Source organism: Acidovorax sp. AC410 (assembly GCF_979253235.1).
In genome coordinates, this window is the sequence record NZ_CEEDCG010000001.1 from 223,551 (window position 1) to 235,920 (window position 12,370).

The 12,370-nt window shown below is 66.3% G+C and carries 11 protein-coding genes; 3 read left to right on the top strand and 8 right to left on the bottom strand.

From position 1 onward, the window contains the following. Positions 1-4: 4 nt before the first annotated feature. Entirely contained in the window at positions 5-1,087 is a 1,083-nt protein-coding gene (locus tag AC0IZS_RS00975; protein ID WP_471633937.1) for a PLP-dependent cysteine synthase family protein, read from the top strand. A 26-nt stretch (positions 1,088-1,113) separates the two neighbouring features. Beyond that, entirely contained in the window at positions 1,114-2,223 is a 1,110-nt protein-coding gene (locus AC0IZS_RS00980; RefSeq protein WP_471633938.1) for a lipocalin-like domain-containing protein, read from the top strand. Between the two features lie 781 nt (positions 2,224-3,004). Here the strand turns inward: AC0IZS_RS00980 and AC0IZS_RS00985 are convergent. The 5 genes from AC0IZS_RS00985 to AC0IZS_RS01005 form a co-directional block, all read right to left on the bottom strand. Next, positions 3,005-4,003, bottom strand: coding sequence for a branched-chain amino acid ABC transporter permease (locus AC0IZS_RS00985; RefSeq protein ID WP_471633939.1), 999 nt, complete (start codon positions 4,001-4,003; stop codon positions 3,005-3,007). A 15-nt stretch (positions 4,004-4,018) separates the two neighbouring features. Then, positions 4,019-4,903 carry a branched-chain amino acid ABC transporter permease gene (locus AC0IZS_RS00990; protein ID WP_471633940.1) on the bottom strand — a complete coding sequence of 295 codons (885 nt, stop codon included), beginning with the start codon at positions 4,901-4,903 and terminating at the stop codon, positions 4,019-4,021. 53 nt (positions 4,904-4,956) lie between these two features. Continuing rightward, entirely contained in the window at positions 4,957-6,153 is a 1,197-nt protein-coding gene (locus AC0IZS_RS00995; RefSeq protein WP_471633941.1) for an ABC transporter substrate-binding protein, read from the bottom strand. Between the two features lie 71 nt (positions 6,154-6,224). After that, positions 6,225-6,938: an ABC transporter ATP-binding protein gene (locus AC0IZS_RS01000; protein WP_179681525.1), complete on the bottom strand. Its 714-nt coding sequence runs from the start codon at positions 6,936-6,938 to the stop codon at positions 6,225-6,227. Continuing rightward, complete coding sequence (locus AC0IZS_RS01005; RefSeq protein ID WP_322596003.1) at positions 6,938-7,708, bottom strand: ABC transporter ATP-binding protein; 771 nt, start codon at positions 7,706-7,708, stop codon at positions 6,938-6,940. Before AC0IZS_RS01005 ends, AC0IZS_RS01000 begins: the two co-directional genes overlap by 1 nt. A 373-nt stretch (positions 7,709-8,081) precedes the next feature. Between AC0IZS_RS01005 and AC0IZS_RS01010 the strand changes: the two genes are divergently transcribed. Next, positions 8,082-9,899 (top strand): ABC transporter transmembrane domain-containing protein, encoded by a 1,818-nt coding sequence (locus AC0IZS_RS01010; RefSeq protein ID WP_471633942.1) that lies wholly within the window; start codon positions 8,082-8,084, stop codon positions 9,897-9,899. Between the two features lie 148 nt (positions 9,900-10,047). Here AC0IZS_RS01010 and AC0IZS_RS01015 read toward each other — a convergent pair whose 3' ends face one another. The 3 genes from AC0IZS_RS01015 to nuoN are packed head-to-tail and all read right to left on the bottom strand — an operon-like array spanning position 10,048 to position 12,370. After that, positions 10,048-10,512, bottom strand: a complete 465-nt coding sequence (locus tag AC0IZS_RS01015; RefSeq protein ID WP_471633943.1) for a DUF1178 family protein — start codon at positions 10,510-10,512, stop codon at positions 10,048-10,050. 37 nt (positions 10,513-10,549) lie between these two features. Further along, entirely contained in the window at positions 10,550-10,855 is a 306-nt protein-coding gene (locus AC0IZS_RS01020; RefSeq protein WP_179681528.1) for a DUF2818 family protein, read from the bottom strand. 21 nt (positions 10,856-10,876) lie between these two features. Next, the gene (gene nuoN, locus AC0IZS_RS01025) at positions 10,877-12,370 is read right to left on the bottom strand and encodes an NADH-quinone oxidoreductase subunit NuoN (RefSeq protein ID WP_471633944.1); all 1,494 of its coding nucleotides are present in this window, start codon (positions 12,368-12,370) and stop codon (positions 10,877-10,879) included.

Below are 12,370 nucleotides of genomic sequence, written 5' to 3' on the forward strand. Positions count from 1 at the left end.
CCCCATGACCGCTGCCCACAAGACCCTCCCACCCGTGCGTGCCAGTGCCTGGCTGCACAACGCCATTGCCCGCATCGAAGCCGACTACCAGCGCAGCGCCGACACGCACCTGATCCCGCTGCGCCTGCCCGCGTATGGCGCGCATGGCATCGACCTGTACCTCAAGGACGAGTCCACGCACCCCACGGGCAGCTTGAAGCACCGGCTGGCGCGCTCGCTGTTCCTGTACGCGCTGTGCAATGGCTGGATCAGCGAGGGCTCGACCGTGGTCGAATCCTCCAGCGGCTCCACCGCCGTGAGCGAGGCCTACTTCGCGCGCCTGCTGGGCTTGCCCTTCGTGGCGGTGATGCCGCGCACCACCTCGCCCGAAAAGATCGCGCAGATCGAGTTCCACGGTGGCCGCTGCCACCTGGTGGAAAGTGCCGGCCAGGTGTACGAAGAGGCGCGCTCCATTGCCGAGCAGACGGGCGGCCATTACATGGACCAGTTCACGTACGCCGAGCGCGCCACCGACTGGCGCGGCAACAACAACATCGCCGAGAGCATGTTCACCCAGATGGCGCGCGAGCCCCACCCCGTGCCGCGCTGGATCGTGGTGGGCGCCGGCACGGGCGGCACCAGCGCCACCATTGGCCGCTACCTGCGCTACCAGCAGCACGCCACCGAGGTCTGCGTGGCCGACCCCGCAGGCTCGGTGTTCAGCGCCTACCACCGCACGGGCGATGCCACGCTGACCGCGCCCGGCTCGCGCATCGAGGGCATCGGCCGCCCGCGTGTGGAGCCAAGCTTCATCCGCACCCTGGTGGACCGCATGCAGGAAGTGGCCGACGTGGAGTCGGTCGCCGCCATGCAGGCCCTCTCGCAGCTGCTCGGGCGGCGCGTGGGGCCCTCCACCGGCACCAACTTCGTGGCCATGCTCACCCTGGCGCGCGAGATGCGCGAGCGCGGCGAGCAGGGTTCCATTCTTTCGCTGCTGTGCGATGCGGGCGAGCGCTACCTGCCCACCTACTTCAACGCCGAATGGGTGGCCGCGAATTTCGGCGACTGCACGGCGGCCCAGCGCAAGGTGCAGGCGCTGATGGACTGATTGGGCCAGTCCGCATGCCGCAGCCGATGTTCCCTTTGCCACCCGCCCCTTCGCGCCGCAAGGCACTCGTGCTGGGCATGGCGGGCGCCCTGGGTGCGGCCGCCTGGAGCAGCGCGGCCCAGGCCCTGCCGCCGCGCACGCTGGCCTTTCCGCGCGACCACGGCAGCCACCCCGAGCAGCGCACCGAGTGGTGGTACATCACCGGGTACGCACAGGCGGGCGGGCGCGACTGGGGCTTCCAGGTGACCTTCTTCCGCTCGCGCGTGGATGTTGCGCAGGGCATCCAGTCGGCCTTTGGCGCAAAGCATTTGTTGTTCGCGCATGCCGCCCTCACCGATCTGAAGGGCCAGCGCCTGCACCACGACCAGCGCATCGCCCGTGCGGGCTTTGGCGTGGCCCAGGCGAGCGAATCCGATACCGCCATCCGCCTGCAGGACTGGCGCCTGGTGCGCAGCGACCTGCCGGGGGGCCAGGGCGGCCGCTATGCCGCGCGCATAGAGGGCGAACACTTCGGCCTGCAGCTGCAATTCAACGCCACCCAGCCCGTGCTGCTGCAGGGCCGCGAAGGCCTCTCGCGCAAGGGGCCCGAGAGCGCGCAGGCCAGCTACTACTACAGCCAGCCGCAACTGGCGGTGGGCGGCGCCATCGTGCTCGATGGCAAGCGCATGGCCATCGACCCCGGCAGTGGCCGCGCCTGGATGGACCATGAGTGGAGCGAGGCGCTGCTGCACCCCGAGGCGCAGGGGTGGGACTGGATCGGGATGAACCTGCTCGATGGCAGTGCGCTCACGGCGTTCCGGTTGCGGCGTGCGGATGGGTCTGCGCTGTGGGCCGGTGGGTCGTTCCGCGCTCCTGGGCAGGTGGCCCGCGTGTTCGATGCGGCCGAGGTGGTGTTCACGCCCGAGCGGTGGTGGACGAGCGCTGTGAGCGGGGCGCGGTATCCGGTGCAGTGGCGGGTGCGGACGCCTGTGGGTGTATTTGAGGTGCGGAGTCTGCTGGACAACCAGGAGCTCGATAGCAGTGCGTCTACGGGGGCTATCTACTGGGAGGGGTTGTCGGAGTTGGTGCGGGAGGGGGCTGTGGTGGGGAAGGGGTATCTGGAGATGACGGGGTATGCGAGGCCTTTGAAGTTGTAGTCGGTGGTCGGTGGTTGCAGCATGCCTTGGTTGAGTGCGGGAGCCGGGATGTGCGCCCGGCGGCGCAGTAACTTTCTCTTGGCCGCCAAGAGAAAGTCACCAAAGAGAAGGCGGCCCCCAGTCTGCGTCCCCCATCGCCCTGTCGGGCGATGGGGGCAACCTGCGATGCTCGGAACTGGGGTGGTGCCGATGAACTCGCTGCGTTCTTCGAACTCCGCTCAAACAGCATCGGCAAGCCAGATCACGAAGCGTGTGTGTCCTTCGGCACATACGCCCACCCCAGCTCCTGCGCTTCTCGGCGCAGCCAGCAGGGGTGGGGAGCGGGGACAAAGACGGCTGCTGCTTCGCAGCTGCGCCGGGGGTCGGTTCGCGCTGCGCGCTGCCGACGGGGCGGTGCAACCGCCCTGGCGAGCCGAGCGCAGCGAAGGACCACAGGCCGAGCGAAGCGATGGCCCGTGTGGGGCACCCAATCCCTTCTGGACGTGCCGAGAAGCGCAGGGCCTGGGGTGAGCGCGTGCCGAAGGACACGCGCATCGTTGTCTGGCTTGCCGCAGCTGTTCGAACGGAGTTCACCCGCAGGGGGAACGCAGTGAGTTCTGCGGCACACCCCAGGACCGAGCATCGCAGGTTGCCCCGTTCGCCCAACGGGCGAGCGGGGACACGGACAGCAGGGTCGCCTTTCTTTTGGGTACTTTTCTTTGGCGAAGCAAAGAACGAGTACCTCGGCCGCCGGGCCGAGACCCGGCCTCCGCCCTCAACTAAAACATGCAGTTCAAAAAGATCAGTGCCGCGAACCGGATGCCCGACGGCTGGCCAGCCAGGCAATGATCTCCCCCATGATCCCGCGTCGGAACGCCAGCACACAGATCACGAAGATCAAGCCCGTGACCATGGTGACCGACTCACCCAGCGTCTTGAACCATTCGACGCTGGTGAGCGCAGCCAGCAAGTTACCGAACTCGCCGATCTTGTTCTCCAGCATAACGACAACAGCCGACCCGATCAGCGGTCCGGACAGCGTCCCGAGCCCGCCCACGAGGGTCATCAAAATCACCTGCCCCGAAGCCGTCCAGTGCACGTCGGACAAGGTGGCAAAACCCAGCACCAAGGTCTTGAGCGAGCCCGCCAGCCCGGCCAGTGCGGCCGAGAGAACAAAGGCCAGCAGCTTGAAACGGTGCGTGTCATAGCCCAGGGAGATGGCGCGCGGCTCGTTCTCCTTGATGCCCTTGAGCACCTGCCCGAACGGCGAGTGGATGGTGCGCACGATGACCAGGAAGGCCAGCACCACGATGACCAGCGCCACGTAGTACATCACCAGGTCGCTCTGCAGGCTGATGACGCCGAACAGCTTGCCGCGGGGCACGCCCTGCAGGCCGTCCTCGCCACCGGTGAACGGGGCCTGCAGGCAGGCGAAGAACAGCATCTGCGCCAGGGCCAGGGTGATCATCGAGAAATAGATGCCCTGGCGGCGGATGGCCAGCCAGCCGAACAACAGGCCCAGCAAGGCGCCGCCGGCCGTCCCGAGCAGCAGGCCCACTTCGGGGGTGAGGCCCCAGACCTTGATCGCATGGCCGGCCACGTAGGCCGCGCCACCCAGGAAGGCCGCATGTCCAAAGGACAGCAGGCCGGTGAAACCGAGCAGCAGGTTGAAGGCGGAAGCGAACAGTGCAAAGCACATGAGCTTCATCACGAAGACGGGGTAGGCGCCCAGAAAGGGCGCGGCGATCAAGGCGAGCAGCAGCAGGCCGTAGCCGATGGGGGCAAGGTTCTTGAGATTCATGCGAGCGGCCCCTGCTTACTTCTCTTTGCCGAACAGGCCGGCGGGGCGGATGAGGAGAACGATGACCATGATGACGAACACCACGGTGGAAGAAGCCTCGGGGTAGAACACCTTGGTGAAGCCTTCGATGACGCCCAGGCCCAGCCCGGTGAGGATGGAGCCCATGATGGAGCCCATGCCCCCGATCACCACCACGGCGAAGACCACGATGATCAGGTTCTGCCCCATCAGCGGCGTGACCTGGTAGACCGGCGCGGCGAGCACGCCGGCAAATGCGGCCAGGGCTGCGCCGAAGGCGTAGGTCAGGGTCACCATCACCGGCACGTTGATGCCGAAGGCCTCCACCAGGCGCGGGTTCTCGGTGCCGGCGCGCAGGTAGGCACCAAGCTTGGTCTTCTCGATCACGTACCAGGTGGCCAGGCAGACCACCACCGAGGCCACCACCACCCAGGCCCGGTAGTTGGGCATGATCATGAAGCCGAGGTTGGTCGCCCCCTCGAGCAGCTCGGGCGTGTCGTAGCCCAGGCCCGATACGCCGTAGATGGAGCGGAACACCCCTTCGATCAGCAGCGTGAGGCCGAGCGTGAGCAGCAGCCCGTACAGGTGGTCGAGCTTGTAGATCCAGCGCAGCAACAAGCGCTCGATCACCACCCCGAACACCCCCACCACCAGGGGCGCCAGCAGCAGCATCCACCAGTAGCCGAGGCCCAGGTAGTTCATGGCCATCCAGGTGATCAATGCCCCCGTCATGAACAGCGCTCCATGCGCAAAGTTGATGACGTTGAGCAGGCCGAAGATCACGGCCAGCCCCAGGCTGAGGATTGCATAAAAGGATCCGTTGACCAGCCCCAGAAGGAGCTGGCTCAACAGGCCTGGCAATGAGACACCAAAGATTTCCATGGGCAAAGGCGGCAGGAGGTGCGAAGGAGGTTCGGGTCAGGTCGAGAAAAGGCTTATTTCCAGAGCGGGCACTTGCTCTCGGCCTTGGTGGTGAACACCGTGTCGCCGGGCAGCTTCTTGACGAGCTTGTAGTAGTCCCATGGCTTGGTGGACTCCGAAGGCTTCTTCACTTCCATCAGGTACATGTCGTGTACGTAGCGGCCATCGGCACGCAGCTGGCCCGAACCGAAGAAGTCGTTCATCTTCATGCCGCGCCAGGTGGTCATGACCTTGTCGGCATCGATGCTCTTGGCGGCTTCCACGGCCTTGAGGTAGTTCATCGTGGCCGAGTAGTCGGCGGCCTGGATCTCAGTGGGCATGCGCTTGGTCTTCTCGAAGAAGCGGGCCGAGAACTTGCGCGTCTCGTCGTTCAGGTCCCAGTACCAGCTGGTGGTGAACTGCAGGCCTTCGGTGTTGCGCAGGCCCAGGCTGTGTACGTCGCTGATGAAGATCAGCAGGCCGGCCAGCTTCATGGTCTTGCCGATGCCGAATTCCTTGGCGGCCTTGATGGCGTTGATGGTGTCGCCGCCCGCATTGGCCAGGCCCAGGATCTGGGCCTTGGAGTTCTGCGCCTGGAGCAGGAAGGACGAGAAGTCCGATGCATTGAGTGGGTGGCGCACGGCACCCACCACGTTGCCGCCCTTGGCCTTGACCACGGTGGTGGTGTCGGCTTCGAGCGCATGGCCGAAGGCGTAGTCAGCGGTCAGGAAGTACCAGCTCTTGCCACCGGTATCGACGATGGCCGAGCCCGTGCCCTTGGCCAGCGCCACGGTGTCGTAGGCATAGTGAACCGTGTAGGGCGAGCACTGCTCGTTGGTCAGGGCCGAACTGGCGGCACCGTTGTTGATATAGACACGCTTCTTCTCCGACGCCACCTTGGCCGTCGCCAGGGCCGTGCCGGAGTTGGTGCCGCCGAAGATCATCGTCAGGCCCTGGGTGTCGATCCACTCGCGCGCCTTGGAGGCGGCGATGTCGGCCTTGTTCTGGTGGTCAGCGCTCATCAGCTCGATGGGCATGCCCAGTACCTTGCCACCGAAGTCGTCGATGGCCATCTGGATGGCCAGCGCGCCGTTCTTGCCTTCCACGTCGGCGTACAGGCTGGACATGTCGGTGATGAAACCGATCTTGACCTTGTCCTGTGCGTGCGCGGCCGACGTTGCAAGACCTGCTGCGCCGAGCATCAAGGCCAGCATTTTGAGTTGGTTCTTCATGGTTGTCTCCTGTAGGTGTGGTGGTGGTGAAGAATCGGGGGTGGGGTCTTCGCAAGGGCGCTGAGGTCGGCTCAGACGCCCAGCAGCTCGGTGAGCACCGGCATCTTGGCTTCGAGCTCGGCGGCACCGAACTTCTCGACGATGCGGCCATGCTCCATGACGTAGAAACGGTCGGCCAGCGGCGCTGCGAAGCGGAAGTTCTGCTCCACCATGACCACCGTGTAGCCCTTCTCGCGCAGCATGGTGATCATGCGCGCCAAGGCCTGCACGATCACGGGCGCCAGGCCTTCGGAGATCTCATCGAGCAGCAGCAGCTTGGCGCCGGTGCGCAGGATGCGGGCCACGGCCAGCATCTGCTGCTCGCCGCCTGACAGGCGCGTGCCCTGGCTGTTCTTGCGCTCGGCCAGGTTGGGGAACATGGCGTAGATCTCCTGCACCGACATGCCTGGCGTGCCGGTCTTGAGCTGCGGGGGCAGCAGCAGGTTCTCCTCGCACGAGAGGCTGGAGAAGATGCCGCGCTCTTCCGGGCAGTAGCCCACGCCCAGGTGGGCGATGCGGTGCGTGGCCATGTTCACGGTCTCCACGCCGTGGATCTTGACCGAGCCCTTGCGCGCGCCGGTCAGGCCCATGATGGCGCGCATGGTGGTGGTGCGGCCAGCACCGTTGCGGCCCAGCAGGGTCACCACTTCGCCGGGCTGCACGACGATGTCCACGCCATGCAGCACGTGCGATTCGCCGTACCAGGCTTCGAGGCCCTTGATTTCGAGTGCGGGGGTGCCGGCCATCAGTGGGCTCCCTGCAGTTGGCCGTCGGTGGTGCCCATGTAGGCTTCCATCACCAGCGGATTGTTCGATACCTCGGCATACGGCCCTTCGGCCAGCACGGCGCCGCGCTGCAGCACGGTGATGCGGTCGGCAATGGTGGAGACGACCTTCATGTTGTGCTCCACCATGAGGATGGTGCGGCCGGCCGAGACCTTCTTGATGAGCTGGGTGACGCGGTCCACATCCTCGTGGCCCATGCCCTGGGTGGGCTCGTCGAGCAACATCAGTTCGGGCTCCATGGCCAGCGTGGTGGCGATCTCCAGGGCGCGCTTTCGGCCATAGGGCAGGTTCACGGTGACTTCGTCGGCGATGTCGGCCAGACCGACTTCGGTCAGCAGCTGCATGGCGCGGTCGTCGAGCTGGTGCAGGCTGCGCTCGCTGCGCCAGAAGTGGAACGAGGTGCCGAGCTTGCGCTGCAGGCCCAGGCGCACGTTCTCCATCAGCGTGAGGTGCGGGAACACGGCCGAGATCTGGAACGAGCGGATGACCCCGCGGCGCGCGATCTGTGCGGGCTGCTCGCGCGTGATGTCATGGCCGTTGAAGCGGATGACGCCCGACGTGGGCGTGAGGAACTTGGTCAGCAGGTTGAAGCACGTGGTCTTGCCTGCGCCATTGGGGCCGATCAGCGCATGGATGGAACCCCGGCGCACGGCCAGGTTCACATCGCTGACGGCGGTGAAGCCCTTGAACTCTTTGGTCAGGCTGGTGGTTTCGAGGATGACGTCGCTCATTGCGCCTTGGCTGCTCCGTGGTGTGCGGGATGGACGGGCCTTGCAACAAGGTCTCCATGCATACTTATTTGTTGCAACGCATCGTATGCGGGTGAGCCCATCCACAGATACTGGGACTAATGCCTATGTATAAACGCCTAGGTGACAGTGCGAGGCGGTGTGCACCCCGCCCGGGGCATGCGCGTATACCCGAATGCCTCCTCTGGAGCAGACCGCGACAGCCCGGTGTGGGCAGCGGGGGACCCACCCGTTCGGGCGGCTGACTTTTTACTGACTGGTAGGACATGCGTGGGGTGGGCGGGGACCTGTACCAACCTGTGCGGTTGTCAGCCTCCCTCGCACACGCAAGCAAGCGGCACCCTACACTGCGCGCATGGCCTCTCCCTCGACATCCTCCCCCGCCCGCGGTGCGCCGCGCTCCCTGAGCGGCCTGCTGCCGTTCCTGCGGCCGTACCGCGGGCGCATCGCCCTCTCGGGCGTCTTTCTGGTGCTGGCAGCGCTGGCCACGCTGGCGTTTCCGATCGCGCTGCGCACGCTGGTTGACGGCGGCCTGGTCAACGCCGACAAGGGCGAGCAGGCCATGGCGCTGCGCGACCATTTCGAGGCCTTGTTCGCCGTGGCCATTGCGCTTGGCGTGTTCTCGGCCGGGCGCTTTTACATGGTGAGCTGGCTGGGCGAGCGTGTTACGGCCGACCTGCGCAATGCGGTGTACAGCCATGTGCTGCAGCAAAGCCCGCAGTTCTTCGAGACCACGCAGACCGGCGAGGTGCTCTCGCGCCTGACGGCGGACACGACGCTGGTGCAGACGGTGGTGGGCTCCTCTCTGTCCATGGGGCTGCGCAACGCGGTGATGGGCATCGGTGCGCTGGCCATGCTGGTATGGACCAACCCGTACGTGATGTCCTGGGTGCTGCTGGCCATCGTGCTGGTGGTCGTGCCCACCATGTGGATAGGACGGCGTGTGCGGCGCCTTTCGCGCGACAGCCAGGACCGCGTGGCCGACTCCAGCGCCATCGCGGCCGAGGTGCTCAACGCCATCCCCGTGGTGCAGAGCTACACGGCCGAGCCGCGCGAGGCCCAGCGCTTCACGCAGGCCAACGAAAACGCCTTCCAGGTGGCCGTGCGCCGCACCCTGGCGCGGGCGGTGCTGGTGGCCTTCATCATCATCGCCAACGCCGCCCTGCTGCTGTGGGGCCTGTACCAGGGCACGCAGGCCGTGCTGGCCGGCAAGATGACCGCCGGGCACCTGGGGCAGACCATCGTCTATGTGGTCCTGCTGGCGGGCTCCGTGGCGGTGCTGGGCGAAGTGTATGGCGACCTGCTGCGTGCGGCGGGCGCCACCGAGCGGTTGATGGAGCTGCTCGGCAGCCGCTCGCCCGTGGCCGAGCCTGCCGCGCCCGTGGCCCTGCCCGGTACCGGCAGGGGCCTGGCCGTGGACTTCGAGCAGGTGGACTTCCACTACCCCTCGCGCCCCGACCAGCCTGCGCTGCAGGGCTTCAACCTGCAGCTGGCCGCGGGCGAGACCGTGGCCCTGGTGGGCGCCAGCGGCGCGGGCAAGACCACCGTCTTCCAGCTGCTGCAGCGCTTCTATGACGTGGATGCGGCGTCCGGCGGCGAGCCGCAAGGTGCCATATGCCTGAACGGCACGGACATCCGCTCCCTGTCGCTCACAGAGCTGCGCTCGCATGTGGGCGTGGTGCCGCAGGATGCGGTGATCTTTTCGTCATCGGCGATGGAGAACATCCGCTACGGGCGCCCCGGGGCGACGGACGAAGAAGTGATGGCCGCCGCTCGCTCGGCCTTTGCACATGACTTCCTGATGGCGCTGCCTGAGGGCTATGGCACCTTTCTGGGCGAGCGCGGCGTGCGCCTGTCGGGCGGCCAGCGCCAGCGCATCGCCATCGCCCGCGCCATGCTCAAGAACCCGCCCCTGCTGCTGCTCGACGAGGCCACCAGCGCCCTGGATGCGGAGAGCGAGCGCATGGTGCAGGCGGCCCTGGACACGGCCATGCAGCGCCACACGGGCCAGCGCACCACGCTCGTGATCGCCCACCGCCTGGCCACCGTGCAGAACGCCGACCGCATCGTGGTGCTGGAGCATGGCCGCATCGTGGAGCAAGGCACGCATGCCGACCTGCTGGCGGCCGACGGCATCTACGCGCGGTTGGCGGCGCTGCAGTTCACGGCCTGAGCCGAGGCCAACGCAGTCCCCCTGCCCTGCCCACGCGCAGATCCATACGGATTTGCATTCGACCGTAGAACTAGGCGGGGAGCCGCAGACAGTGCTTTAGCACGGCAAGGCGACTCAACGACGTTATACGGTTGAAGGCAAATCCGTATCAGTGCAGGGTTTCTTTGGCTGCAGCCGGCAAGGGCAGCGGCAGCACGGCAATGCCTTCATCAAGCAATTGGGCCGCCTCGTCGGGCGTGGCCTGGCCGCGGATGGCGCGCTCCTCGGTCTCGCCGTGGTGCATGCGCCGGGCCTCGTCGGCAAAGCGCTTGCCCACATCCTCGGTGTTGGCAGCAATCTTGCGCGCCAGCTCCAGCCAGGCTGCCTGCAAGGCTGGGGGCAAGGCCACGGCCTCCTGGCTGCCGGCGGTGGCAGCAGGTTTGGCAGGTGCGGGAACCGGCGGCTTGGCGCCCAGGTTCAGGCGCGGCGCGCTCAGGCGCTTGGAAATGCTCGAATCCCCACACCAGGGGCACTGCACCAGGCCACGCTGGTTCTGGCTCTGGAAATCGTCCTCGGACGCGAACCAGCCTTCAAAGACATGGCCTTCGTGGCAGTGCAGGTCGAGCACTTTCATGGGATGCGCAGCAGAGGGAAAAGGACGCCAAAGCTGATCAGCCGTGGCGGCGCAGCAGGTAGCGGTACACGAAGCCGGGGAAGGCCAGCGTGAGGAACATGGTGCCGGTGATGGCGTAGAACTCCCAGCCCTGGGGAGCGATTTGCCCGGCGCGGCGCTCCAGCAGCAGCGCCAGCCCCCCCACCAGGAAATACGCCAGCACGAGTTCTGCGATACGCACCGGCAGGCCCTTCTTCGGCTGCGCCACCGGCCCCACCACCAGCCAGCGCTGGTTGGCAAAGGGCAGGTTGGCGGCGATCAGCGCCGCCACGATCACCAGCCAGACGGAACCGGTCAGGGACACGGGTTCGCTCCGGCCGGTCGGTCAGGTGGCCAGGGCGCGCACGACGGCCTCGGCGCACAGCGCCATCAGGCCACCGGGCAGCAGGCCGAGCACCAGCACCAGGGCGCCGTTGATGGTCAGCACCACGCGCACGTCCACTGGGGCGGACACGCTGGTGGCGGTCAGCGGGGCGTCGAAGTACATGACCTTGACGACGCGCAGGTAGTAGAAGGCGCCGATCAGCGACATGATGACGGCGAACACTGCCATGGCGATGTAGGCCGCCTGGCCCGATGCCACCAGGGCCTGCAGCACCGACAGCTTGGCGTAGAAGCCGACCATGGGCGGGATGCCGGCCATGGAGAACAGGCACACGGCCATCACGGCAGCGTACAGCGGGCTGCGCTGGTTCAGGCCGGCAAAGTCGGCGATCTCTTCGCTCTCGAAACCTTCGCGGGCCAGCAGCAGGATCACGCCGAAGGCGGCCAGCGTGGTCAGCACGTAGCTCACCACGTAGAACATGGAGGCGCTGTAGGCGTTCTCGACCGCGGCGGCTTCGACGTTGCCATTGACCACGCCCGACATCAGTCCCAGCAGCACGAAGCCCATCTGCGAGATGGTCGAATAGGCCAGCATGCGCTTGAGGTTGGTCTGCGCGATGGCGGCGAGGTTACCCACCAGCAGCGAGCCGATGGCCAGCACCGCGAGCATCTGCTGCCAGTCGATGGCCAGGGGCAGCAGGCCGTCCACCAGCAGGCGGATGGTGATGGCGAACGCCGCCAGCTTGGGCGCGCCGCCGATCATCAGCGTGACGGCCGTGGGAGCACCCTGGTAGACGTCGGGAATCCACATGTGGAAGGGTACGACGCCGAGCTTGAAGGCCAGGCCGGCGACCACGAACACCAGGCCGAAGACCAGCACCTGGTGGCGGATTTGGCCGGAGTTGACGGCCTTGAACACCTGGCCGATGTCGAGCGAGCCCGTGGCACCGTAGACCATGGACAGGCCGTACAGCAGGAAGCCGCTGGCCATGGCGCCGAGCACGAAGTACTTCATCGCGGCTTCGGTCGCAGTGGCGTTGTCGCGGCGCAGGGCCACCAGGGCATAGCTCGACAGGGTCAAGAGCTCCAGGCCCAGGTAGATCATCAGGAAATTGTTGCCCGAGATCATGATGAACATGCCCAGGAGCGCGAACACCGACAGCGTGAACAGCTCGCCACCGCGCATCATGTCGCGGTCTGCCGCGTAGGGGCGGCCATAGACCAGGGTGACCATCACGGCCACGGTGGCGAAGCACTTGAGCCAGTTGCCCATGGAGTCGCTGACCACCATGTTGCCAAAGCCGTAGAAGGTGCTGCCGGTGCTGGCATACATGGCCTGCAGGCCAGCCACCAGGGCCAGCGTGAGCATGGTCAGCACGTAGGTGGCCGTGCGGCGGGGGCTGTGCACACCCAGGTCAACGAGCGCAATGACGCAGCCCATGACCAGGAGAACAATCTCGGGGTAAATCGCAAGCCAGCTGATGTTGTCAATCAT

What these genes read in the sequence shown, in the direction of transcription:
- AC0IZS_RS00975 (WP_471633937.1), top strand. Translation starts at nt 5, where the DNA reads ATGACCGCTGCCCACAAGACCCTCCCACCCGTGCGTGCCAGTGCCTGG.
- AC0IZS_RS00980 (WP_471633938.1), top strand. Translation starts at nt 1,114, where the DNA reads ATGTTCCCTTTGCCACCCGCCCCTTCGCGCCGCAAGGCACTCGTGCTG.
- AC0IZS_RS00985 (WP_471633939.1), bottom strand. Translation starts at nt 4,003, where the DNA reads ATGAATCTCAAGAACCTTGCCCCCATCGGCTACGGCCTGCTGCTGCTC.
- AC0IZS_RS00990 (WP_471633940.1), bottom strand. Translation starts at nt 4,903, where the DNA reads ATGGAAATCTTTGGTGTCTCATTGCCAGGCCTGTTGAGCCAGCTCCTT.
- AC0IZS_RS00995 (WP_471633941.1), bottom strand. Translation starts at nt 6,153, where the DNA reads ATGAAGAACCAACTCAAAATGCTGGCCTTGATGCTCGGCGCAGCAGGT.
- AC0IZS_RS01000 (WP_179681525.1), bottom strand. Translation starts at nt 6,938, where the DNA reads ATGGCCGGCACCCCCGCACTCGAAATCAAGGGCCTCGAAGCCTGGTAC.
- AC0IZS_RS01005 (WP_322596003.1), bottom strand. Translation starts at nt 7,708, where the DNA reads ATGAGCGACGTCATCCTCGAAACCACCAGCCTGACCAAAGAGTTCAAG.
- AC0IZS_RS01010 (WP_471633942.1), top strand. Translation starts at nt 8,082, where the DNA reads ATGGCCTCTCCCTCGACATCCTCCCCCGCCCGCGGTGCGCCGCGCTCC.
- AC0IZS_RS01015 (WP_471633943.1), bottom strand. Translation starts at nt 10,512, where the DNA reads ATGAAAGTGCTCGACCTGCACTGCCACGAAGGCCATGTCTTTGAAGGC.
- nuoN (WP_471633944.1), bottom strand. Translation starts at nt 12,370, where the DNA reads ATGATTGACAACATCAGCTGGCTTGCGATTTACCCCGAGATTGTTCTC.